Origin of the sequence: Colwellia sp. M166, assembly GCF_024585285.1 — a bacterium.
In the GTDB taxonomy this organism is placed as follows: Bacteria; Pseudomonadota; Gammaproteobacteria; order Enterobacterales; family Alteromonadaceae; genus Cognaticolwellia.
This window is the reverse complement of sequence record NZ_CP040755.1, coordinates 3,940,044-3,964,135: the sequence shown is the minus strand read 5'-3', so window position 1 is coordinate 3,964,135 and position 24,092 is coordinate 3,940,044. Positions and strand designations below refer to the sequence as shown.

The 24,092-nt window shown below is 40.0% G+C and carries 16 protein-coding genes, 6 tRNA genes and 2 rRNA genes; 4 read left to right on the top strand and 20 right to left on the bottom strand.

Annotated features, from left to right (window positions below; all coding sequences use genetic code 11):
- Positions 1-288 precede the first annotated feature (288 nt).
- The 4 genes from FGD67_RS17880 to FGD67_RS17865 form a co-directional block, all read right to left on the bottom strand.
- Positions 289-3,186 (bottom strand): 23S ribosomal RNA (locus FGD67_RS17880).
- A 414-nt stretch (positions 3,187-3,600) separates the two neighbouring features.
- A tRNA-Ala gene (locus FGD67_RS17875) sits at positions 3,601-3,676 on the bottom strand.
- Between the two features lie 120 nt (positions 3,677-3,796).
- A tRNA-Ile gene (locus FGD67_RS17870) sits at positions 3,797-3,873 on the bottom strand.
- Between the two features lie 121 nt (positions 3,874-3,994).
- Positions 3,995-5,539, bottom strand: a 16S ribosomal RNA gene (locus tag FGD67_RS17865).
- Together the 16S and 23S rRNA genes with 2 tRNA genes alongside form the textbook arrangement of a ribosomal RNA operon.
- A gap of 1,087 nt (positions 5,540-6,626) precedes the next feature.
- Here FGD67_RS17865 and FGD67_RS17860 point away from each other — a divergent pair.
- The 4 genes from FGD67_RS17860 to FGD67_RS17845 all read left to right on the top strand — a co-directional run bounded on the left by FGD67_RS17860 (position 6,627) and on the right by FGD67_RS17845 (position 11,159).
- The gene (locus tag FGD67_RS17860; RefSeq protein WP_257172410.1) at positions 6,627-7,979 is read left to right on the top strand and encodes a PAS domain-containing protein; all 1,353 of its coding nucleotides are present in this window, start codon (positions 6,627-6,629) and stop codon (positions 7,977-7,979) included.
- A 202-nt stretch (positions 7,980-8,181) separates the two neighbouring features.
- Positions 8,182-9,459: an ATP-binding protein gene (locus FGD67_RS17855; RefSeq protein WP_257172409.1), complete on the top strand. Its 1,278-nt coding sequence runs from the start codon at positions 8,182-8,184 to the stop codon at positions 9,457-9,459.
- A complete protein-coding gene (locus FGD67_RS17850) occupies positions 9,452-9,799 on the top strand; it encodes an Hpt domain-containing protein (RefSeq protein ID WP_257172408.1) in 348 nt (115 codons plus the stop codon). The genes FGD67_RS17855 and FGD67_RS17850 overlap by 8 nt, the downstream gene beginning before the upstream one ends.
- Complete coding sequence (locus FGD67_RS17845) at positions 9,789-11,159, top strand: response regulator (RefSeq protein WP_257172407.1); 1,371 nt, start codon at positions 9,789-9,791, stop codon at positions 11,157-11,159. The genes FGD67_RS17850 and FGD67_RS17845 overlap by 11 nt, the downstream gene beginning before the upstream one ends.
- Before the next feature lie 119 nt (positions 11,160-11,278).
- Here FGD67_RS17845 and FGD67_RS17840 read toward each other — a convergent pair.
- From FGD67_RS17840 to aspS, 16 genes are all read right to left on the bottom strand, one after another.
- Positions 11,279-11,366, bottom strand: a tRNA-Ser gene (locus FGD67_RS17840).
- A gap of 348 nt (positions 11,367-11,714) precedes the next feature.
- On the bottom strand, positions 11,715-12,758 hold the full coding sequence (nadA, locus tag FGD67_RS17835) for a quinolinate synthase NadA (protein ID WP_257172406.1): 1,044 nt from the start codon (positions 12,756-12,758) through the stop codon (positions 11,715-11,717).
- Positions 12,759-12,967: 209 nt separating this feature from the next.
- Positions 12,968-13,043: transfer RNA gene (locus tag FGD67_RS17830), tRNA-Lys, on the bottom strand.
- A 66-nt stretch (positions 13,044-13,109) separates the two neighbouring features.
- Positions 13,110-13,185: transfer RNA gene (locus FGD67_RS17825), tRNA-Lys, on the bottom strand.
- Positions 13,186-13,231: 46 nt separating this feature from the next.
- Positions 13,232-13,307 (bottom strand) — tRNA-Lys (locus FGD67_RS17820).
- A gap of 146 nt (positions 13,308-13,453) precedes the next feature.
- Positions 13,454-14,242 carry a tol-pal system protein YbgF gene (gene ybgF / locus FGD67_RS17815; RefSeq protein WP_257172405.1) on the bottom strand — a complete coding sequence of 263 codons (789 nt, stop codon included), beginning with the start codon at positions 14,240-14,242 and terminating at the stop codon, positions 13,454-13,456.
- Between the two features lie 12 nt (positions 14,243-14,254).
- Positions 14,255-14,809, bottom strand: a complete 555-nt coding sequence (pal, locus tag FGD67_RS17810; protein ID WP_257172404.1) for a peptidoglycan-associated lipoprotein Pal — start codon at positions 14,807-14,809, stop codon at positions 14,255-14,257.
- Positions 14,810-14,852: 43 nt separating this feature from the next.
- Positions 14,853-16,199 (bottom strand): Tol-Pal system beta propeller repeat protein TolB, encoded by a 1,347-nt coding sequence (gene tolB / locus FGD67_RS17805; protein WP_257172403.1) that lies wholly within the window; start codon positions 16,197-16,199, stop codon positions 14,853-14,855.
- A gap of 17 nt (positions 16,200-16,216) precedes the next feature.
- The gene (gene tolA, locus FGD67_RS17800) at positions 16,217-17,104 is read right to left on the bottom strand and encodes a cell envelope integrity protein TolA (RefSeq protein WP_257172402.1); all 888 of its coding nucleotides are present in this window, start codon (positions 17,102-17,104) and stop codon (positions 16,217-16,219) included.
- The gene (gene tolR, locus FGD67_RS17795; RefSeq protein ID WP_257172401.1) at positions 17,104-17,532 is read right to left on the bottom strand and encodes a protein TolR; all 429 of its coding nucleotides are present in this window, start codon (positions 17,530-17,532) and stop codon (positions 17,104-17,106) included. Before tolR ends, tolA begins: the two co-directional genes overlap by 1 nt.
- Positions 17,533-17,546: 14 nt before the next feature.
- A complete protein-coding gene (gene tolQ, locus FGD67_RS17790; protein ID WP_257172400.1) occupies positions 17,547-18,230 on the bottom strand; it encodes a protein TolQ in 684 nt (227 codons plus the stop codon).
- Positions 18,220-18,630: a tol-pal system-associated acyl-CoA thioesterase gene (ybgC, locus tag FGD67_RS17785; RefSeq protein ID WP_257172399.1), complete on the bottom strand. Its 411-nt coding sequence runs from the start codon at positions 18,628-18,630 to the stop codon at positions 18,220-18,222. Before ybgC ends, tolQ begins: the two co-directional genes overlap by 11 nt.
- Positions 18,631-19,772: 1,142 nt before the next feature.
- On the bottom strand, positions 19,773-20,783 hold the full coding sequence (gene ruvB, locus FGD67_RS17780; protein WP_257172398.1) for a Holliday junction branch migration DNA helicase RuvB: 1,011 nt from the start codon (positions 20,781-20,783) through the stop codon (positions 19,773-19,775).
- A 96-nt stretch (positions 20,784-20,879) separates the two neighbouring features.
- The gene (gene ruvA / locus FGD67_RS17775; RefSeq protein WP_257172397.1) at positions 20,880-21,497 is read right to left on the bottom strand and encodes a Holliday junction branch migration protein RuvA; all 618 of its coding nucleotides are present in this window, start codon (positions 21,495-21,497) and stop codon (positions 20,880-20,882) included.
- Positions 21,498-21,616: 119 nt separating this feature from the next.
- Positions 21,617-22,144: a crossover junction endodeoxyribonuclease RuvC gene (gene ruvC / locus FGD67_RS17770; protein WP_257172396.1), complete on the bottom strand. Its 528-nt coding sequence runs from the start codon at positions 22,142-22,144 to the stop codon at positions 21,617-21,619.
- Between the two features lie 139 nt (positions 22,145-22,283).
- The gene (gene aspS / locus FGD67_RS17765) at positions 22,284-24,080 is read right to left on the bottom strand and encodes an aspartate--tRNA ligase (protein ID WP_257172395.1); all 1,797 of its coding nucleotides are present in this window, start codon (positions 24,078-24,080) and stop codon (positions 22,284-22,286) included.
- Between the last annotated feature and the right edge of the window lie 12 nt (positions 24,081-24,092).

Below are 24,092 nucleotides of genomic sequence, written 5' to 3'. Positions count from 1 at the left end.
CAAATTGACGCCATTGCTACAATCGCTCTGATACTCATTGAGTAAACTCAACTCCGTTTCTCGCTCATTTGCGGCTTTGTCAATTCGTCACTTACCTTCGTAAATGATTAACAAGTAATAATCTTAGAAAGCTGAACTCTGTTAAGAGTTAAAAATACTCGTTTTACTGATAGCTGACAGCTTTTAACTGTTAGCTTATCTATCTCTTATTCACACCATTGTCATGCGTGATGTGTGTATTCCTACACTTTTGTCAAACTTCATACAACAAAACCACTTGGGTGTTGTATGGTTAAGCCTCACGGGTAATTAGTATTGGTTAGCTCAATGCCTCGCAGCACTTCCACACCCAACCTATCAACGTTGTAGTCTCCAACGACCCTTTAGGGAGCTTAAAGCTCCAGTGAGAACTCATCTCAAAGCCTGCTTCCCGCTTAGATGCTTTCAGCGGTTATCAGTTCCGAACGTAGCTACCGGGCAATGCTATTGGCATAACAACCCGAACACCAGCGGTTCGTCCACTCCGGTCCTCTCGTACTAGGAGCAGCCCTCTTCAATTCTCAAACGCCCACGGCAGATAGGGACCGAACTGTCTCACGACGTTCTAAACCCAGCTCGCGTACCACTTTAAATGGCGAACAGCCATACCCTTGGGACCGACTTCAGCCCCAGGATGTGATGAGCCGACATCGAGGTGCCAAACACCGCCGTCGATATGAACTCTTGGGCGGTATCAGCCTGTTATCCCCGGAGTACCTTTTATCCGTTGAGCGATGGCCCTTCCATACAGAACCACCGGATCACTATGACCTACTTTCGTACCTGCTCGACGTGTCTGTCTCGCAGTTAAGCTGGCTTATGCCATTGCACTAACCGTACGATGTCCGACCGTACTTAGCCAACCTTCGTGCTCCTCCGTTACTCTTTAGGAGGAGACCGCCCCAGTCAAACTACCCACCAGACAGTGTCCCCAAGCCCGATAAGGGCCCTAGGTTAGAACATCACGCATACAAGGGTGGTATTTCAAGGTTGGCTCCACCACATCTAGCGACATGGTTTCAAAGCCTCCCACCTATCCTACACATGTAGGAGCAATGTTCACTGTCAAGCTATAGTAAAGGTTCACGGGGTCTTTCCGTCTAGCCGCGGGTATACGGCATCTTAACCGCAATTTCAATTTCACTGAGTCTCGGGTGGAGACAGTGTGGCCATGATTACGCCATTCGTGCAGGTCGGAACTTACCCGACAAGGAATTTCGCTACCTTAGGACCGTTATAGTTACGGCCGCCGTTTACCGGGGCTTCGATCATGAGCTTCGTCCGAGGACTAACCCAATCAATTAACCTTCCGGCACCGGGCAGGCGTCACACCGTATACGTCATCTTTCGATTTTGCACAGTGCTGTGTTTTTAATAAACAGTTCCAGCCACCTGGTTACTTCGACTCTCCATTGCTTACTGAGCAAGTCATTCACATTAGAGAGCGTACCTTCTCCCGAAGTTACGGTACTATTTTGCCTAGTTCCTTCACCCGAGTTCTCTCAAGCGCCTTAGTATTCTCTACCTAACCACCTGTGTCGGTTTGGGGTACGGTTCCTATATATCTGAAGCTTAGAAGCTTTTCCTGGAAGCATGGCATCAATGACTTCATCTCCTTGGAGACTCGTCTCGTATCTCAGCGTTTAAATGAAATCCCGGATTTACCTAAGATAACCGCCTACATACTTTCACACGGACTACCAACGCCGTGCTCACCTAGCCTACTCCGTCCCTCCTTCGCAATATATAGAAGTACAGAAATATTAATCTGTTTCCCATCGACTACGCGTTTCCGCCTCGCCTTAGGGGCCGACTTACCCTGCCCTGATTAACATGGGACAGGAAACCTTGGTCTTTCGGCGGGGAGTTTTTCACTCCCCTTATCGTTACTCATGTCAGCATTCGCACTTCTGATACCTCCAGCAAGCTTTACAACTCACCTTCAACGGCTTACAGAACGCTCCCCTACCACTTGAACCTAAGTTCAAATCCGCAGCTTCGGTGACTAGTTTAGCCCCGTTACATCTTCCGCGCAGACCGACTCGACTAGTGAGCTATTACGCTTTCTTTAAAGGATGGCTGCTTCTAAGCCAACCTCCTAGCTGTCTATGCCTTTCCACATCGTTTCCCACTTAACTAGTACTTTGGGACCTTAGCTGGCGGTCTGGGTTGTTTCCCTCTTCACAACGGACGTTAGCACCCGTAGTGTGTCTCCCGCATATCACTCATTGGTATTCGGAGTTTGCAAAGGGTTGGTAAGTCGGGATGACCCCCTAGCCTTAACAGTGCTCTACCCCCAATGGTGTTCGTGCGAGGCTCTACCTAAATAGATTTCGGGGAGAACCAGCTATCTCCCGGCTTGATTAGCCTTTCACTCCGACCCACAAGTCATCACCGCATTTTTCAACATACGTGTGTTCGGTCCTCCAGTTGATGTTACTCAACCTTCAACCTGCCCATGGGTAGATCGCCGGGTTTCGGGTCTATACCCTGCAACTAAACGCGCAGTTAACACTCGCTTTCGCTACGGCTCCCCTATTCGGTTAACCTTGCTACAGAATATAAGTCGCTGACCCATTATACAAAAGGTACGCAATCACCGGACTAAATCCGGCTCTCACTGCTTGTACGTATGCGGTTTCAGGTTCTATTTCACTCCCCCTCACAGGGGTTCTTTTTCGCCTTTCCCTCACGGTACTGGTTCACTATCGGTCAGTTAGGAGTATTTAGCCTTGGAGGATGGTCCCCCCCATGTTCAGTCAACGTTTCACGTGTGCCGACCTACTCGATTTCATGATAAGTTTATTTTCGTGTACGGGACTATCACCCTGTATCGTTCTACTTTCCAGTAGATTCCACTAACTTACAAACCACTTAAGGGCTAATTCCCGTTCGCTCGCCGCTACTAAGGAAATCTCGGTTGATTTCTTTTCCTCGGGGTACTTAGATGTTTCAGTTCTCCCGGTTCGCCTCATTAAGCTATGTATTCACTTAATGATACCCGCCTTACGACGGGTGGGTTTCCCCATTCGGATATCTTTGGCTATAACGGTTTTTATCACCTCACCAAAGCTTTTCGCAGATTAACACGTCCTTCATCGCCTCTAACTGCCAAGGCATCCACCACATACGCTTAGTCACTTAACCATACAACCCCAAGTAGTTTCCTATTTGGTACAAGCAGGTGACAAAACCTGCTCAATTGTAAAGTCTGACATTTTCACGCACACAAAGTGTGTCTTGAATAAGAGTGGTAATTCATTACGATTAGTAAACTAAAAGTAAATAAACTACCGGGTTGATTACGTTTCCGAGGAGGAACCGTAATCACCATCATTAACAGGCGATATTCCCATTAATAACAGCTTGGTATTTATAATTTACAAACAACAGCGCGACACCGTGTTTGCCATATAAATACCGGTATTTATATCAGCTTTCCAGATTGTTAAAGAACTTGTCATTCACACGCATTCGGTGGTGACTTGGTTAAAAACCAAACTTAAAGTAGCTTAAATAAAGCATAACTTAAGTTTGGTCTTTCAATTCTTAGTGAAGAAGTGGTGGAGCTAAGCAGGATCGAACTGCTGACCTCCTGCGTGCAAGGCAGGCGCTCTCCCAGCTGAGCTATAGCCCCGCAATGGGAAACATCTTTAAGCTAGAACAAAACTCAGATTTACGTTTTTTACAAGGCGGTTTATCGCGACGTGTAGGTTTTCTACACGAGTGATGAACCAACGCCGTAAAAAGCGTAAATTGGTAGGTCTGGGCAGACTTGAACTGCCGACCTCACCCTTATCAGGGGTGCGCTCTAACCAGCTGAGCTACAGACCTATTTCTTTTTCAAGAATTATGTCCGAAGCTTAGATGTTTGGACTTCTTCTAATTCGTTATCATGTAATTTGTGTAGACACTCGTGAAGCCGAGGCTTCCATTAAGCTGTTTTACTTCAAGATAAGGAGGTGATCCAACCCCAGGTTCCCCTAGGGTTACCTTGTTACGACTTCACCCCAGTCATGAATCACAAAGTGGTGACCGTCCTCCCCGAAGGGTTAAACTAGCCACTTCTTTTGCAACCCACTCCCATGGTGTGACGGGCGGTGTGTACAAGGCCCGGGAACGTATTCACCGTAGCATTCTGATCTACGATTACTAGCGATTCCGACTTCATGGAGTCGAGTTGCAGACTCCAATCCGGACTACGACAAGCTTTGTGGGATTCGCTCCACCTCGCGGTATTGCTGCCCTCTGTACTTGCCATTGTAGCACGTGTGTAGCCCATCCCGTAAGGGCCATGATGACTTGACGTCGTCCCCACCTTCCTCCGGTTTATCACCGGCAGTCTCCTTAGAGTTCCCGCCACTACGCGCTGGCAAATAAGGATAGGGGTTGCGCTCGTTGCGGGACTTAACCCAACATTTCACAACACGAGCTGACGACAGCCATGCAGCACCTGTCACAGAGTTCCCGAAGGCACAAGTCTATCTCTAGTCTCTTCTCTGGATGTCAAGGGATGGTAAGGTTCTTCGCGTTGCATCGAATTAAACCACATGCTCCACCGCTTGTGCGGGCCCCCGTCAATTCATTTGAGTTTTAACCTTGCGGCCGTACTCCCCAGGCGGTCAACTTAGCGCGTTAGCTACGCCACCCACGGTTCAAGACCACAGACGGCTAGTTGACATCGTTTACGGCGTGGACTACCAGGGTATCTAATCCTGTTTGCTCCCCACGCTTTCGTGCCTCAGTGTCAGTCTTTGTCCAGGTAGCCGCCTTCGCCACTGATGTTCCTTCCAATCTCTACGCATTTCACCGCTACACTGGAAATTCCACTACCCTCTACAAAACTCTAGCTTGCCAGTTCAAAATGCAGTTCCCAGGTTGAGCCCAGGGCTTTCACATCTTGCTTAACAAACCACCTACGCACGCTTTACGCCCAGTAATTCCGATTAACGCTTGCACCCCTCGTATTACCGCGGCTGCTGGCACGAAGTTAGCCGGTGCTTCTTCTGCGAGTAACGTCACAGCTAGCAGTTATTAACTACTAACCTTTCCTCCTCGCTGAAAGTGCTTTACAACCCGAAGGCCTTCTTCACACACGCGGCATGGCTGCATCAGGCTTTCGCCCATTGTGCAATATTCCCCACTGCTGCCTCCCGTAGGAGTCTGGGCCGTGTCTCAGTCCCAGTGTGGCTGATCATCCTCTCAAACCAGCTAGAGATCGTCGCCTTGGTAAGCCATTACCTTACCAACTAGCTAATCTCACTTGGGCTAATCAATGAGCGAGAGGTGCCGAAGCGTCCCCCCCTTTGGTCCGTAGACGTTATGCGGTATTAGCAGTCGTTTCCAACTGTTGTCCCCCACTCAAAGGCATATTCCCAAGCATTACTCACCCGTCCGCCGCTCGACGCCGAATAGCAAGCTATTCTCGTTTCCGCTCGACTTGCATGTGTTAAGCCTGCCGCCAGCGTTCAATCTGAGCCATGATCAAACTCTTCAATTAAAAATCGTTTGTGATGTGAGACAAGTAAACTTGTTTCAACATCTGCTCAATGAATTCTGTCGTGTTACTCTCTATCCGACTAAAGAAGAAAGTAACTACATAAAACGTATATTTAAATCCGAAGACCTAAATGATACTTATTTTTTGTGTGACATCATATTAAGCTGTTTTTTTGTTATGTCCTTTCCGAAGAAAGAGATAACTATGTAAAATCAACGTTAATGTGAGTGTCCACACAAATTGCATGATAACTAATTGTTAAAGAAACTTACCGCTAAGATAAGTAGCAAATAATCGCATTCGTTATTTGCTTGACTTCGTTGCTGTAGCCCCGAAGCAGGAGGCGTATATTACGCTCTCAGGTTTTAATGTCAACGTTTTATTTCGTTTTTTTAAACTTTCTTTTCAGAAGATTCAAACTTAACTTTAAAACGTTAAGTTAACCAAATCAGCCTAAACTGAAAGAGATAACTGATTAAAACAACCTCTTCGACTCGTCCCGAAGAAGTGGAGCGCATTTTAGAGATTTCTCGCCTCACGTCAACACCTAATTGCAATTAAATTACAGAAATGGGACTGTTCGTTGATTAATTAAGCCAACAGCTCAATTATGCAACTAAACTTGCTAATTATTATCATTAGCAGCCAATAAAACACACAAAATCCAACGGTGAATATATTAAAAATATCACAAAAAAAATCACTTTATTTATAAAATAAAGCCAATGAGTGAGGTCTATATAGAAGATAGTACCTTGTGAATAATTAAAAATATCTATTAATACTTATTTAGCATTATTATTACTATGACTATTAATGAAAAATTAAGAAAATATGCTGGCTAACTGTCTTCTAGGTTTATAGCCAGCCAACTCACGTCACCTGCTACATAGTCAAACGCTAATCTTTATTTGATATTTTCAAAACGCTTTGCTTCACCCAATACACACAGCCTCTAATAATTACCTACAGATATGGCTCTGCTATTTAAACGAACAATTTATTTAGCATATAAATTATTACCTACTATTATTTTTAATAGCATAAGTTAATTTTCAAAATCTATATAGTTAAGGATGAGTATACGTTGAATGAGTCACTTAAGCTGTTGCATAGCAGCCCCTTCCCAATGTTGTTGCTCAATAGGAAGGGGGTTATTAAAGCCGTTAATAGTGCTCTCACTCAATTTCTTAATGTTTCCATAAGTAATATTGAACAAAATCATCTATTCGAATATTTTTGCCCCCTAGATCATAACCCTAATAATAGTATTACAGCTGACTCTCAAATTTATGTTTATGCTAGTAAAAATAAGAACATCAATAACATAATGCGTCTGAATATCAATACAAGTCCAGAAGATCAGTATTATTGGGTCTTACTCACTAAAGAAAAAAATTGGCAACTTGATTATTGGGAAATAGAAGAATCTCTTTCTCGGCTTACCAATACAATATCAGCAACCAACTTTGGTATATGGGAATATAATATTGCAGACAAAGAGGCTTTATTTTCAAATAAGTTTAAAGAAATTATACAAATTAATATTGAGCAGCAATTAAGCTGGGAAATGTTTATTGACGCCATCTATATAGAAGATCAATTACTATTTAATAACAGTATTAAGACACATGTTGCCTATTTAACTCCTTTAGACTTTGAATTTCGCATGCTGCTAGATAATAAAATTCACTGGTTCAGTATTAAGGGAGAAACCTTTTTTAATGACAAACAGCCAATATGCACAATGGGCACACTATCTGATTGTAGCCATAGAAAACAAATTGTCCATGAATTAAACAATGCAATTGAAAGCAATAATATTGCGATGGAAATAAGCAAGGTAGGTACCTGGTACGCGGAATTAAATTTACACAATGATTGGATATGGACTTGGGATATATTAACAAGCGAAATGTTTGGTTTTAATAATAAAAATACGGGGACAGATGATTTTGATAAATGGGCTACGTGTTTACATCCTGACGATGAGATGAGGGTAACATCTACTTTGCTCAATTCATTGGAAACAGGCAAGGTCTTTTCAGAAAGCTTTCGAGCCATACTTGCAGGCGGTAAAATAAGCTACTTCATAGGTAAAGGTCGTGTTAGACAGAATGAAAATAATGAAAATTATCGAATTGACGGGATATTTTTTGATGAAACACCAATACAGAGCACACAAAGGAAATTAAAAAATCTTAATTTAAAATTAGAAGAAAGAGTTAATGAACGTACACTTGAGCTAGAACAAGCAAAAATCAAAGCAGAAAAGGCTAGCCAAATAAAAACTGAATTCCTTTCTATGATGAGTCATGAATTACGGACCCCGATGAATGCGGTAATTGGCTCTTTAGATCTATTACAGTCCACTAAACAAACTTACGAAGCAAAAGATCTCATCGATACAGCCAAAACCTCTGCTGAAAACCTCTGCTGAAAACCTTGTCTTTATTCTCAATGATATTTTAGATATCAATAAAATAGAGGCCGGTAAATTAGATATTGAAGAACTTACTTTCTCGATATCTGAAATCGTAGATAACATTATTAAAGTTTATATTCCTGTAGCTATAAAAAACAATATTACCCTTAATGTTATTGAGTCACCTTTTATACCACGGTTTGTTAAGGGTGATGCAATGCGGGTCAGACAAATTTTGTTTAACTTGATTGGCAATGCTTTAAAGTTTACCACTACAAGCAAAGAAAAAAGAGGTGTTGTCACACTCACAATTGATGAAATAGAAAAAAATGATTATGTTAGTAATGTTAACTTTAAAATAAGCGACAACGGTATTGGTATTAATGAAGAGAATCAACAAAACCTCTTCCAACCATTTACTCAGGCTGAACGCTCAACGACGAGAAAATATGGCGGTACTGGATTAGGTTTAGCTATATCTGGAAAACTATCAAATTTAATGGGCGGACGAATAACCTTAAGCAGTAAATTACATCTAGGTTCAACATTTGATGTTGACATACCGTTTTGGAAATCCCAAGAAACCAGAGCAATGGATATCACTGAACTCGACTCTATCAATGTGAAGCTAGTCAGTTTTTCAAATCAAGACAATGAAAGAGAAACTCGCATTAAAAATCACTTAATTAGAGAAGGTGCTAATGTAATTTCAGTTCACTCTCCTATAGGTGAACTATTTGAAGAAAAAAGTGATGTTCTGTTAATCATCATAAATAACTTATCAGAAGAAAAACAGAAATTAACAACCCTTTTACACACCATCAAACAATATCAAAATATAATAATCACTTTCACGACAGAAGATATGGAGCAAGGTCGTCAACAATTTAATCAAATTCGACTAATAAATATAGAGTCGCTAACTCGACAACTGTTAATTGAAAATATTTATAAGACAAAGCAGCAAAGTTTAGAAATTAATATCGACAATTTAGACCTTGATTTAGACCTTGATTTAGACCTTGATTTAGACCTTGATTTAGACCAGTTGACATTATTATCAAACAACACGGCACGTAAAAAGCAACAAAATGTAAAACAAAACAATAATAAATTGAAAAGCGGCATCTTAGTTGTTGAAGACAATCCAATGAACCAAAAACTTATTACCATGCAACTAAAAAATATCGGTTACCACTGCGATGTTGCAGACAATGGCGAAGATGGAAAAACAAAATGGCATAGCGGTAGCTATAAATTAATTATTACAGACTGCCATATGCCAATTATGGACGGCTATGAAATGACCCGCAACATTAGAGAGTTAGAAGGCTCTGAAAACAGAGCAGCAATACCAATAGTTGCGGTTACTGGTGCTGCAATGACTGGAGACTCTCAGCATTGTTATGACTCAGGTATGAATGACTTTGTCAGCAAACCCATCCAGCAAAGTGATCTGCGCGCAATATTAAAAAAGTGGTACCCTCATGAGTAAAGCGCAAGTAAAAGTCTTAAATAAAAATGTCATGCTTAACTTAATTGGCAACGAACCTGAAACCATTAAACAATTTGAAATTGATTTCATTAAACAAGCGCACGAAGCAATGAAGAATATAATTGTTCAATATAATCACAATGATTTTGAGCAAATAAAAGCAACAGCACACTTTTTAAAAACATCTGCACATGCCATTAGCGCTGAACAAGTTGCTGATTTATTAGAAAGCCTTGAAGAAGTCTCTTTTCTACATGACAAAGCAAAATGTAAGGAACACATAATTTTAATAAATAGTGCAATAAAGCAAGTTTATAAGGAAATTCTAGATGAAAACTAAATCAACACCATTTTCAACACGCCATCCTAAGGTGGTTATGGTTTTCGAAAAAGAAGATGATATATCTGGCATCTCAGCAATAATTTCTAACAACATCAATGAATATAGAGCCATCCCCTTAGATGATGAAACCAACAACTTCCTTGATGAAACTAAACCTTCTATTATAATTTTTGCCTTATCGACCGTGGATCAATGTATTGAATATTATTCTGAACTGCTGGCAGATAAACATTTAAAAAATCCGCACTTTGCTATTTTACTTTGTAAAAATAAAGAGTCGGGCCTCGCTTTTCGTTGTTGCATGAAAGGCCTTTTTGATAACTACTTTATCTTTCAGCCATTGTTCGAAAAATTAAGACTATTGATGATAATTCAAAGTGGCTTAGTACAATGTAAAGTGAAAGACTCATTCGATGAGTTTAATAATGCAACTTTTGAACAATTTGATGAAAATATTACTAAGCTAATAGATGAAAGCAGTCAATGTAAACGTGATCTACTGGATAGATTAAATAAACTAGATAGTAGTATAGTTCAGGTTGAACAGAAGGCTGAGCAACTAGGTATTAGTAAGCCAAAAATCAATCATGAACCACTGAGCTCGTCACCGCAGGAATTAATTTCTTCAATAAAACAAAACTGCGTAGAGCCATTATTGAAGCATCTTGAGGATGATATAAAAACCAGTTTAGACAATATCATTCAACAGTTGCTTACACAGCAAATAGCGATGAAAACAGCTGCGACTAAATCCAAAGGTTTAATACACCACGTACCTTCGATAAAAAAGAGAAACACACTTAAAGAAGAATTACATAATGAACAAGACCAAGAAAAGCACGCAGAAGCCTCAGGGGGAAGCAAAGGCTTGATACATCATACCCCTTCATTGAAAAAAAGAGACGAAGCAAAGGATCTCACAAGTAATGCTGGAGAAAGCGAGCAATGTATAGCGCCAATAACTGAAGCTGCTGCAACTGAAAGGAATAAGAAAAAAGTGTTAATCGTTGAGGATAATGCTTTATATAGAGAGCTGCTAAAAAGCGTACTAGGTAAAGAGAGCTATGAAATCACTGAAGCAGAAGACGGTCTGCAAGCACTCAAAATAATTAAAGACAATACATTCGATTTAATTATCATGGATTTATTTATGCCAAACCTTGATGGGCTAAATGCGACAAAACAAATACGACAATTATCACAAGGAATTGACATTCCCGTTATTGCATTAACCGGTAATAAAAACAAAGAAAATGTAAAGAAATGGGCTCATTACGGGCTAAAAGGCTACATCATAAAACCATCAAACAGAGAAGAGATTTTAAAGACTGTAAGGTCAGCTCTCATTAACGGTTAATAATACTTACTTAAAGCAGATTAACTAGGATCTCAATGTGGATGTTTTGTGTTAAAAGATAGTTCTATCAATTTGAATTAAATCAGACGGCTAAACCTAGATTGTAGAAAAATAAAACATGGCGGTGAGGGAGGGATTCGAACCCTCGAAGGCTTGCGCCTTACACACTTTCCAGGCGTGCTCCTTCGGCCACTCGGACACCTCACCATGATAAAACTATTGTGTAGGTTAACGTGCTACAACACGTTATGGTTATTAGCCGATGAGCACGCAAGGCGTGTCAATTCAACTTAGCGTCCACTCGGACACCTCACCATTATAAAACTTTTCACTCTATTAACGTGCTGCCACACACTATGGTTATTAGCCGATGAGCACGCAATGCGTGTCAATTCAACTTAGCGTCCATTCGGAAGCTACACCACTTATAGCGACTTGATATCAATGAAGTTCAAGCTCTAATGCGCGCTATGGTAGGGAATTAATTCATAGAACGCAAGCTGATTTAAGCAAAGTCAGCCTAGTTGATTGTTTTATAGGCTATCAATAATAAAGTTACTTCTTTTTCATCTCAGCATTAAAGTTTAACATGCGATCAAGTGATTTAAGGGCACCTGTACGTAGTGACATATCAACAAAGACTTCTCGCCCTTGTGGATCAAGTAATGCTTGCTCTATTTCTTTTAAGCCATTCATCGCCATCCAAGGGCAATGTGCACAGCTACGACATGTTGCTCCTTCGCCAGCCGTAGGAGCTTCAAAAAATTCTTTATCTGGACACAGCTGCTGCATTTTATAAAAAATACCGCGATCAGTAGCAACAATAAACTTTTTATTTGCTAGCTCCTGTGCCGCTTTTATCAATTGGCTCGTTGAGCCTACAGCATCAGCAAGTTCTATAATTTCTGCCGGTGATTCTGGGTGAACAAGAACAGCAGCGTCGGGATGAAGTGCCTTCATATCATGTAAGGCTTTAGTTTTGAATTCATCATGAACAATACAAGCGCCCTGCCACATTATCATATCAGCGCCGGTTTGCTTTTCAATGTAAGAACCTAAGTGACGGTCTGGTCCCCAAAGAATTTTTTCACCTAAGTCATCAAGATGCTCAACAATTTCTAGGGCACACGAAGAGGTAACAATCCAATCTGCTCGTGCCTTTACCGCTGTCGAGGTATTAGCATAAACAACAACTGTTCTGTCAGGGTGTTGGTCACAAAAAGCATTAAACTCTTCAATCGGACAGCCTAGGTCTAACGAACACGTAGCTTCTAAAGTCGGCATCACCACTGTTTTTTCAGGGGTTAATACTTTTGCCGTTTCGCCCATAAAGCGCACCCCAGCAACAATTAGCGTTTCTGCAGGGTGGTTATTGCCAAACCTTGCCATTTCTAGTGAGTCAGCAACACAACCGCCGGTTTCTTCAGCTAGTGCTTGAATTTCGGGATCAGTATAATAATGAGCGACCAACACAGCATTTTTTTCTTTCAATAATATTTTGATGCGTGCTTTATACTCTTCACGCTCTACATCACTTAATGGTGCAGGCTTTTGTGGAAATTGAAAGTCAAAGTCAACGGCTAAATTTGCTTGGGTCATATGTATTCTCAATGAGTGCCTTAAAATCGTGAGAATTATAAGGTATAGGAGAATAAAAGTGTACTACGAATATACCCTAGCTAAGTACTTATGATAATAAGAGCTATCGAATAAATATAAAGTATGACTGATTAAAAAATTGCTTGAGGAATTAGTTGCTTTATTAAATATAGAAACAAGCCAGAAAATAATACTGAGGGAATTAAAAGTGGTCGGTCGTGAAGGATTTGAACCTTCGACAAATTGGTTAAAAGCCAACTGCTCTACCAACTGAGCTAACGACCGATAAACTACTTTTAATATTATAATGATAATCTCAATGTCACTTTACTCTCAAAAAGTAAGAGAAAGTGGTCGGTCGTGAAGGATTTGAACCTTCGACAAATTGGTTAAAAGCCAACTGCTCTACCAACTGAGCTAACGACCGATACATACTACTAAAACAAATGTCAACCACTTCATTGGTAAAAAAGTGGTCGGTCGTGAAGGATTTGAACCTTCGACAAATTGGTTAAAAGCCAACTGCTCTACCAACTGAGCTAACGACCGACATTTGTTTCCGTTGCACTACTCGTCCAACGCGGGGCATATAATACCCATAAAAAATTTTAGTGCAACAACAATCTTCAGCTTTTTTAAACTTTATTGTTCGTTCGAACAAAAACCAATCAAAGCGAACAACTTATCAACAATATTTATGGTTTTAAGCTATTTAACCTTGGTTGTGCTAGTTTAGCCGCGCTTGAATTCGGGTATTCAGCTATTAGCTTTTGATAAATTGTAATAGCTTTGGCTGGGTTATTCTCTTTTTGTTCAACCATAGCCAATTTCAACATTGCATCACTACGTTTACTAGAATCAGGATAATCACTAACCACTAAATCAAATTCTTGTCGTGCTTTAGTCAACTCACCTTTATTAAACAATAATTGTCCTAACCAATAATGTGCATTCGCCGCATAAGTCGAATTAGGGTACTTTTGATTAAAGGCTTCAAACTCAGGTATTGCTTGTTCGTAGCGTTTATCTTTGAGCACCATATTTACAGCACGATCATAGGCTTCATTTTCAGTTAAGTTATTACTGTAATTTACCTTACCGACACTATTAGTGGTTGCAGCAATTGCAGCAGGGACTTTATTTGCTGGTTTTAGTGCTTCAGATACTCTGCGATCAAGTTCTTGATAAAGCTCACGCTGCCGATCTAGTACTTGACTCAGTTGATAGGTGTGTAGCTCTGTTATACCGCGTAGTTCATTAACTTCATTTTGTAAGTCATCTAACTGTCGCTGAACATTAACTTGTGCTCGATTGCGTGCATCAAGCTTACGCTCAAGGCTCACCAGCTGTTCACTTAAGCTTGCTTTGGCACCATTGGTAGGTGTACCAGCCATTACTTCAATAACAGGAGCTGGTTCTGCCGCCACTACCAAATTGGTAGCAACAGCAAAGGACATCCCGAATAGAATGCTATTGGGTTTCATTTAATTACCTGATTAGTAGACCAATACGGCACGACGGTTTTTAGCAAACGCGCCTTCACTGCGATCTTTAACCATAGGCTTTTCTTCGCCATAACTTACAGTACTTAACTGTGAAGCTGAAACGCCCATATTTTCTAGATAAGTTTCGATAGCTTTTGCACGTCGCTCGCCTAAGGCAATATTGTACTCTGGCGTACCACGCTCATCAGCATGACCTTCAATTAACACATTAACATTTGAATTTTCATTAAGAAACTTCGCGTGTGCATCAAGAACAGCAGAAAAATCTGCACTTACTGATGATTTATCAAAATCAAAATAAACAATGTGTTCTGAACGTAATCTTTCAATTTCTTGACGTTTTTTAGCTTCGATTTCATCTGCTCGCTGCATTGCGGCAACTTTTACGCGTTCAGCTTCGTCACGAGCCTTTTGCTCAGCCATTGCGGCTTCGTTAGTTTGCATTGCACTAGCATCTTCGCTAGCTGAATCTGATGAACTACAGGCTGATAAAGCCATAATAGGTAAAACAATTGCTAAAGCTTTTACTGTTTTATTCAAGCGCATTTTATGTGTCCTTATTATTTACAAATTAAATTACTAATAATTATTATAAAAATGGTGACCATGAAGGTGACTTCACCTCACCATTGAGTGCTGGCAATCTTGCCTTAAACCTTCCATCTACAGAAACTAAACTTAGTACCTGCCGGTTATTGTGTAAAGTACTATAAATTATCATCCCGCCATTAGGCGAAATACTTGGGGATTCATCCAAGCGAGTGCTTGTTAACACTTGAAAAACCCCTGAATCGAACTCTTGTTTAGCTAGATGATACTTGCCACGTGTACGATTTACCATTATTAATTGGCGACCATCCGGTGTTAACGAACCACCTAAGTTCATTTCACCATCGAATGTTAGTCTTCTAACCTTGCCATTGACTAAATTTACGCGATATAGCTGTGCTTTTCCACCTCGTTCTGAACTAAATATCAATGAATTACCATCTGGTGTCCAACTTGGCTCAGTATCAATTGCACGATGACGTGTCACACGACGTAACTTTTTACTGGCAACATCCATTACATACAACTCTGGGTTACCATCTTTGGAAAGTACCATAGCCAGTTTTTTGCCATCAGGTGACCACTTAGGCGCACTATTAATGCCTTCAAAAGAAGTGATTAAATTACGTTGTCCTGAGTAAATATCGATAACATGAATTTGTGCTTGTCTATTTTCAAATGTTACATAAGCTAACTGATTGCCATTAGGGTGCCACGCTGGTGACATCAGGGGTTCTTTAGAACTCAAAAGTACATGTTCATTAAAACCATCATAATCAGCAATCACTAACTGGTATGGATACTCACCTTCATCACGTACAATAACATAAGAAATTTTTGTTAAAAATGCTCCGCGAGTACCGGTAAGTTTTTCATAAACCACATCACTAATGCGGTGTGCATAGCGGCGAAATTGATCTGCCCCTATTTCAACGCTACTTTCATCTAAAATATGGTCAGAGGTACGCACTAACTCGCCATTACTCAACATTTGTGTTTCGCCACCAGTAACTTGGCCGCGGATAACATCCACAAGTTGATATTTTATTTGATAGCGGCCTATAGAAACTTCACTCACTTCACCAATGACAATCGCTTCAACCCCTTCACCTGCCCAGGCAGCATAATCAACCTCACTATCATCGCTAGGCGACTGCGGAAAGCGTAAATCGTTAATCGGACTGAATTTTCCACTGCGTAGTAAATCATCACTGATCACTCGAGATAACTGTTCTGGCATTACGCCAGTACCTGTCCACTTAAAAGGTACTACAGCAATTGGTCGAGCTGTATTAATACCTTCGGTGATTATAATTTCAATAACAGCCGAGCTTGAGAAAGCCACTGTCGCTAATAAAGTGAGTAATATCGTCTTAAAAATTTTCATAAGTCTCTTAAAGTTATTTATTCCACAGGGGCAAAGGTTAATTTAACTTCTACTAATTCCTTGTTTACATCTACGTCTTCTGACATTGGGAATTTATTTACACGATAAACCGCATTCTCAGTAGCATCACAAATAATTTTTCCTCCAGAATTAACCACCACGTATTTAATACTGCCTTCTAATGTTAAGTGCACCGTTACACTACAGGAGTTTCCTTTATGCTCACCTTGTAAGTTTCTCAAGATTAGACCGTAAAAGATTCCGGTGTATTTTTCAACTTCTGTCATCATTTGTTGGCGACGCGCTTGTTGACGATTAGCCATGTCTTCAGCCATTTGCTGCTCTAATCTTTTTTGCTGTTCAGCTCGTTCTTGAGCTTCCTGCTCTTTTCGTTTGCGCTCTGCAGCTTTCTTTTTACGTAAATCTTCTGCTTTTTTAGCAGCAGCCTCTTCTTTTACTCGCTTTGCACGAGCATCTGATGCGGCTTTATCTGCCTGTATTTTTTCAAGCTCTTTTTGTTTACGTAACTTATCTGCAGCGTTTGCTTTAGCCTTAGCTTTTTTAGCGGCACTATCAGCCGCTCTTTTTTCTTGTTCTTTTTTCTTACGTTGACGTTCGAGGTTTTTAATTCGCTGTTCTTCATTTTTACGTTTTGTTTTTGCCGCCGCAATACTATCTTCAAGGTCTTTAAGTTTTTTGGCATCATCAGCCTTTTGTTTTTTAATCTGATTAAATTGTGCCTCGATTTTACTTCTATCAACAACCACCGCTTGAATCGGCTCCATTTGCGCCGATGGTTGCGTCGGTTTTGGTGGTAAAGAAAAGTCGCCTAATAACAAAACTGCCGCTAACCCTATATGTATGGCAAAACTTAACACTAAGGGGGTCGAATACTTGGATGACACTACTTACGCTCCGGGGTATCAGTCATTAAGCCAACAGATGGTACACCAGCCACTTTTTGTAACATCACCATTAATTGAATAACAGCATCATAAGAGACAGCACCATCACCATTAACTACAACAGGCGTATCTGGTTCTAACTTTAAATGTGCGGCAACTAACGTCGCGACTTCTTCTGCTGACATTGGCTTATTTTTACTGGTGCCAACCGCTAAATAGTAATTCCCCTCAGCGTCAATAGAAGCAACTAATGGTGGCTTCATATCTTTACTCAAGGGCTCTGCATCAGCCTGTGGTAAATCTACCTTTACGCCTTGGGTTATCAACGGTGCTGTCACCATAAAAATAATCAGTAATACCAACATGACATCAATATAAGGCACTACATTTATCTCAGCAACCTTACGGCGCCTAACTCGATTATACATAGTTATTATCTACCTTAGCCGTGTTGTTCTGTCGCAGTTTGTCGCTGTAAAATACTGGCAAATTCTTCCATAAAGTTACCATAACTGTTTTCCAGTTTTTCAACATTATGGCTAAAGCGGTTAAAGGCCATTACCGCAGGAATTGCAGCAAATAACCCCATTGCTGTTGCTATTAAAGCTTCTGCAATACCAGGCGCAACCATGGCAAGTGTGGCTTGCTCCACAGCACCTAAGGCAATAAACGAATTCATAATACCCCAAACCGTACCAAACAAACCAATATAAGGGCTTATTGATCCTACCGTAGCCATAAATGGCAGATGTGTTTCTAAACTATCAACTTCTCTTGATAAGGCCACCCGCATTGCTCGATGCGTGCCATCAACAATAACTTGTGGTGCATAAGCATGGCTTTTACGCAAACGCGCAAACTCACGAAAACCCGAGACAAAAAGACTTTCAATACCATCAACATGTTCTTTTGCTGATACTTCACTGTAAAGTTTACTTAAGTCAGCACCGCTCCAAAACTTATCTTCAAAGCTTTGTAATTGGCTTCTAGCCGCCATTAATACTTTACGACGTTGAAAAATCATCGTCCAACAAGCGATAGAGAAGCCAAGTAGGGTCAACATTACAAGTTGAACTAATAGACTAGCTTCTAAAAATAAATCAAAAAATGAGAGTTCAGCTGACACGTTTTAATGCTCCTAATATGCTTTTGGGGATAATACATGGTTTAACAACAGACAAATCAACACAGGCGACTTTAATTTCAACTGTGCATAATGTTAATTCATTCTGATTTACCAATTGTTGTGAAAAGACCACACTGGCCGATTTTAATTGATTTATGGTCGTGGTAGTCGTTAACAAATCATCGAGCTTTGCTGATGCCTTGTTGTCCATCACTACTTTTGTGACCACAAAGCCGATGTTTTGTTCTAAAAATATTGACTGATTAATACCAAGTGCCCGTAACCACTCAGTTCTTGCTCGCTCAAAAAATTTTAAATAGTTAGCATAATAAACGATACCACCGGCATCGGTATCTTCATAATAAACGCGAATAGTGTGTTGATGACTGTTCAATGACATTAATTTATTCAAATAATTTTATAAAAACCTTCAGAAGCTTATCTTAATAGATAAAGCTGACGCGCGACAAGGCTTAAGCGACTTTCTTTAGCACTATTTCAATAATAAATTTAATTATCGACAAAATCTTCCAGACTTTTGCTACTTATCACGGGTTGGTAATAAGTAGCGGTTATCTAGCATCGGAACTTCGCATTAGTTTTTCTAATGATAAATATAAATTTATTTCGTTTGTTCGAATAAATTTATCGGATTAAAATGACCCTGTTTTTGAGCTAGCGTACGAATTTTTTCTTTTACTGACAATTTTGTTGTTGGATATTCATTTTAGTTCATAAATTTTTTTATTTGGTATTGCTACCTCTCTATTGCATATTTCCTGGAAACCTAATTTCCTTCTATCAACTTATATTCTAAGTTGGCCCACATCAATTTATGTGGGCTTTTTTTTACCTAAAATATATCCAATTATTCTGTTCTCATTTATGGCTATGTCAATTTAATACTCTCCTAAAGGGACCTATTTAACCCCAGTTCGAGTTAAGCTGCTTTACTCAACCATGCTATTTAAGCGCCTATCAACGTTATTTTATCAACTAATAGACCGCTATTGGTTGCTATAAATTCCTTACTAAGCAACAACTTAAATATATATAATGAATAATTTAACCAATAACGCTATGAATAAACTGGTTATAAAGCCCATTAACCCGCACTCAGGTTACTTAATTCTGCTTCGGCTAAGTTACTCCTGTCTCTGTAAGAACTAAAAGTCTTAGGTACATAAGTTTATCGTTTAATATCAAAGCTGAGTATATCCCTCTTATAACCATAAGAAATTGATTAAATGGTTAACTTAAAGTCAATAATGATAGCTTTTCTATCCAAAAAATGACCGATTTAATAGCTAGGGTTTACTAGGAACTATTAGCATCAAAAATAGCCTATTGTGTAACTTTATTTGTTTTTAAAGTACAGCAAGCTGAGGGAGTTTAACTTATGATTGAGCAATCATTGAAATGCTTAAGCACGTATTTTAATAACCTAACATTAGCAAAGGCTAGAAGTAATCTAGCCACTCGTAGTATTTAGCAACCCTAACAATAAAAACACTCGTTAGGGTTTTACCTTGAGTGATAGCTTTATGATTTTTCCGGAAAGTCTAAACCAAAATGTAAATAAGCACGGTTAGTCGCTATTCGCCCTCTTGGCGTTCGTTGTAAAAAGCCTTGTTGGATCAAAAATGGTTCAAGGACATCTTCAATGGTTTCACGTTCTTCGCCAATAGCGGCGGCAACATTATCTAAACCTACAGGACCACCACCAAACTTATCAATGATAGCTTCAAGCAGTTTTCGATCCATTAAGTCAAAACCTTCATTATCTACCTCTAACATGTCCAAAGCACTTGCCGCTGTTGATTGACTAACGATGCCGTTAGTTTTCACATCGGCATAGTCCCTTACTCGGCGTAATAAGCGATTAGCTATACGCGGCGTACCACGTGAACGCCTTGCAACTTCAAATGCACCTTCTTTATCAATTTCTAAATTTAAAAAATGCGCTGAACGCATAACAATTTCAGTGAGTTCTTTGGTGTTATAAAATTCAAGTCGTTGAACGATGCCAAAACGATCACGCAGTGGCGAGGTTAATGCCCCTGCTCGCGTAGTTGCTCCAATTAAAGTAAAGGCCGGCAAATCAAGCTTTATTGAACGGGCTGCTGGGCCCTCACCTATCATGATATCTAACTGATAATCTTCCATTGCAGGATAGAGGATCTCTTCAACAACAGGGCTTAAACGATGAATTTCATCGATAAATAAGACATCATTCTCTTCGAGATTCGTCAACAACGCGGCTAAGTCACCAGCCTTTTCCAACACTGGGCCTGAGGTCGTACGAATGCTAACGCCCATTTCATTAGCAACAATATTAGCTAATGTTGTTTTACCTAAACCTGGCGGGCCAAAAATTAATAAATGATCAAGCGGTTCTTGCCTTTTCAATGCCGCGGCAATAAAAATTTCCATTTGTGATTTAACATGTTCCTGCCCGGTATAGTCAGACAGCATTTTAGGTCTAATAGCTCTATCAACCGTTTCATCTTCTTGGTTAGCTATAGGCTCAATTAATCGATCGGCTTCTATCATGATTTACTCTTTGGAAAACGTTGTAAAGTTGCGCTTTAAACTATCGTAATGACTGCGTAGCTAACATCACTATACTAACAGCATTGATAATACGCTTTATAACATGGCCTTTAGTGCATTACGAATTAAGTCTTCACTGCTTTTATCACTAGTAAATACTGACTTAACCGCTTTATCAGCTTGCTGTTGACTATAACCTAAAGATACCAATGCATTAATAGCATCGCCTTTAGCGTCACTCACAAAATTGCTGGTTTGTTTGACATCGTTTGGCAGCATATGAGTAAGAGCATCAGTGCTGTCAGTCTGCCAATCTTTTAATCTATCACGCATTTCAATCAATAATCGTTCAGCCGTTTTCTTACCGACACCGGGTATTTTCACTATAGTACTTAAATCATCATGTATAACACAGCTAACAAATTGATCAGCCGACATACCGGATAATATAGCCAGTGCTAATTTAGGCCCAACACCATTAACTTTAATAAGTAAACGAAACAATTTACGCTCAACTTTATTAGCAAAGCCATAAAGTAATTGTGCATCTTCGCGCACGACAAAGTGCGTATATAAAGTTGCTTCTTGGTTTAATTCCGGTAAGGCATAAATACTGGTCATTGGCATGGTAACTTCATAGCCAATACCATGACATTCAATTAAAATTTCAGGGGCCATTTTTTCTATTAATGTGCCACGTAAACGTCCAATCACCACTTAACCTTTTTACTTGATATGTTATATGACGACACCATACCACTAGATATTTATACAGTAAAGTTATCATCATAATAATTTAAAACCGCATAACTAACACCGTTTGCTGAAGTGCCCTAACGTAGACGTCTGCGTACTGTTTTACTGACTTGACCAGACATTTTACTGAGCGAGTCATGACTATGGGCATGACAAAGTGCCACCGCAAGTGCATCCGCGGCATCGGCTTGTGGTGTACCGGGTAATTTCAGAATGGTTTTGACCATATGTTGCACTTGAGCTTTATCTGCCGCACCAGTACCAACAACAGCTTGTTTTATTTGTCTCGCAGAGTACTCGGCAATACTGAGCCCAGTATTGGTTGCCGCGACAATAGCAGCGCCTCTAGCCTGACCTAGTTTTAACGCACCACCAGGGTTAACCCCCATAAAAACTTGTTCGATAGCAAACATATCAGGCTGAAATTGCAAGATAAGCTCACTAACACCAGCAAAAATAGTTTGTAATCTAGGCGCTAATTCATTGCCTGCCGCAATTGCTTTAATACAGCCGCTACCGAGATAGATAAAATTTCGACCGCTTTTTTTAATAACACCGTAACCGGTTAATCGAGATCCCGGATCTATACCTAAAATAATGCTCACTGATAAGCGCCCTAATAGTCAGCCAAGTGACTTTGATATGATCATGCTAGTGAAAAAAAACGCACTAATAAAGCAAAATAGCTTAAATTAGTGCGTTTATCATAACGAAATAGCCGTTATTAAATGCTATCGGAAAAAGCTATTCTGCTTGTGTGTCAGTATCAACGGCTTTTTCAATTTCTTTTTCTAAGCGGGCAATGCCTAACTCCGCTAGCTGTGCAGGGTTTGCATGGCCTGGAGCATTGGTTAATGGACATGCTGCAGTGGTTGTTTTCGGAAATGCCATCACATCACGAATTGAACTCGCACCGGTCATTAACATCACTAAGCGATCTAAACCAAATGCTAAGCCTGCATGTGGTGGAGCACCATATTGTAACGCTTCGAGTAAGAAGCCAAATTTCTCTTGTGCTTCTTCATCACTAATCCCTAAGATTCTAAATACTGCAGCTTGCATATCTTGGTTATGAATACGAACCGAGCCACCGCCTAGTTCACAGCCATTTAATACCATATCGTAAGCATCAGATAACGCGCCAACAGGATTAGCTTCTAGCTCTTCTGCCGTTAAATTCGTTGGTGCAGTAAACGGATGATGGATAGCATGCATGCCGCCATCAACTTCTTCAAACATAGGAAAGTCGACAACCCAAAGTGGTTTCCAGTCGCCTTGTAGTAATTCAAGGTCTTCACCAATTTTAAGTCGTAATGCACCTAATGCTTCAGTCACTACATTGTAACCATCTGAGCCAAAGAAAATAATATCACCAGTTTTCGCGTCAGTGCGCTCTAATAATGCGTTAACTGACTCTTCAGTTAAAAATTTTAGAATCGGTGATTGCAAGCCTTCAAGGCCGCCATCACGGTCGTTAACTTTTAACCACGGCATACCTTTCGCACCATAAATGCCAACAAATTTAGTCAGTTCATCAATGCCTTTACGAGAAAACTTAGCCGCGCCTTGTGGTACACAAATAACCGCAACTCGACCTTTTTCATCATTAGCTGGACCAGAGAACACTTTAAATTCAACATCTTTCAAAATATCAGCAACGTCAACAATTTCTAACGGGTTCCGTAAATCTGGCTTATCAGAACCAAAACGCGTCATGGCTTCAGAATAAGGCATACGAGGAAACTCCCCCAAATCAACATTCAACAGCTTTTGAAATAATTCACGGATCATCGTTTCAGTAACTTGCATTACTTGATCAGAACTCATGAATGAAGTTTCAATATCGATTTGGGTAAATTCTGGTTGACGATCAGCACGTAAATCTTCATCACGAAAACATTTAACGATTTGATAGTAGCGTTCCATACCTGACATCATTAACAATTGTTTAAACAATTGTGGTGATTGTGGCAAGGCAAAGAACTGACCTTTATGCGTACGGCTTGGTACTAAATAATCACGTGCACCTTCGGGTGTAGCAGCGGTTAGTATTGGGGTCTCAATATCTAAAAAGCCTTGTGTTTCAAGTGATTCACGTACTGCTGAAGTAACTTTTGCACGAAAACGCATACGCTCTGTCATTTCTGGGCGGCGTAAGTCAAGGTAACGATATTTTAAACGTTGTTCTTCTGAATTCTTTTGATTTGGATCTAACGGTAATGGCGCAGATTTATTTAAAATAGTAAGCTCTAAACCTAATACTTCAATACCGCCAGTTGCCATGTCTTTATTAACTTGGCCTTCGGGACGGGCTCTTACTTTACCCTTTATTTGGACACAAAATTCATTACGTAAAGTATTGGCTTTTTTCAATACCTCTTGTAAATCAGGGTCGTAAACAACTTGCACAATACCTTCACGATCGCGTAAATCTAAAAATATAACCGCGCCTAAATCACGACGCTTGTTAACCCAACCACATAAAGTTACTTCTTGGCCAATGTGAGACTCATTAACCTCACCACAATAAAGACTACGCATGTATATACCTTG

What these genes read in the sequence shown, in the direction of transcription:
- pal (WP_257172404.1), bottom strand. Translation starts at nt 14,809, where the DNA reads ATGCGCTTGAATAAAACAGTAAAAGCTTTAGCAATTGTTTTACCTATT.
- nadA (WP_257172406.1), bottom strand. Translation starts at nt 12,758, where the DNA reads ATGACCCAAGCAAATTTAGCCGTTGACTTTGACTTTCAATTTCCACAA.
- ybgC (WP_257172399.1), bottom strand. Translation starts at nt 18,630, where the DNA reads ATGTCATTGAACAGTCATCAACACACTATTCGCGTTTATTATGAAGAT.
- FGD67_RS17855 (WP_257172409.1), top strand. Translation starts at nt 8,182, where the DNA reads ATGCGGGTCAGACAAATTTTGTTTAACTTGATTGGCAATGCTTTAAAG.
- aspS (WP_257172395.1), bottom strand. Translation starts at nt 24,080, where the DNA reads ATGCGTAGTCTTTATTGTGGTGAGGTTAATGAGTCTCACATTGGCCAA.
- ybgF (WP_257172405.1), bottom strand. Translation starts at nt 14,242, where the DNA reads ATGAAACCCAATAGCATTCTATTCGGGATGTCCTTTGCTGTTGCTACC.
- tolR (WP_257172401.1), bottom strand. Translation starts at nt 17,532, where the DNA reads ATGTATAATCGAGTTAGGCGCCGTAAGGTTGCTGAGATAAATGTAGTG.
- ruvB (WP_257172398.1), bottom strand. Translation starts at nt 20,783, where the DNA reads ATGATAGAAGCCGATCGATTAATTGAGCCTATAGCTAACCAAGAAGAT.
- FGD67_RS17850 (WP_257172408.1), top strand. Translation starts at nt 9,452, where the DNA reads ATGAGTAAAGCGCAAGTAAAAGTCTTAAATAAAAATGTCATGCTTAAC.
- tolB (WP_257172403.1), bottom strand. Translation starts at nt 16,199, where the DNA reads ATGAAAATTTTTAAGACGATATTACTCACTTTATTAGCGACAGTGGCT.
- FGD67_RS17845 (WP_257172407.1), top strand. Translation starts at nt 9,789, where the DNA reads ATGAAAACTAAATCAACACCATTTTCAACACGCCATCCTAAGGTGGTT.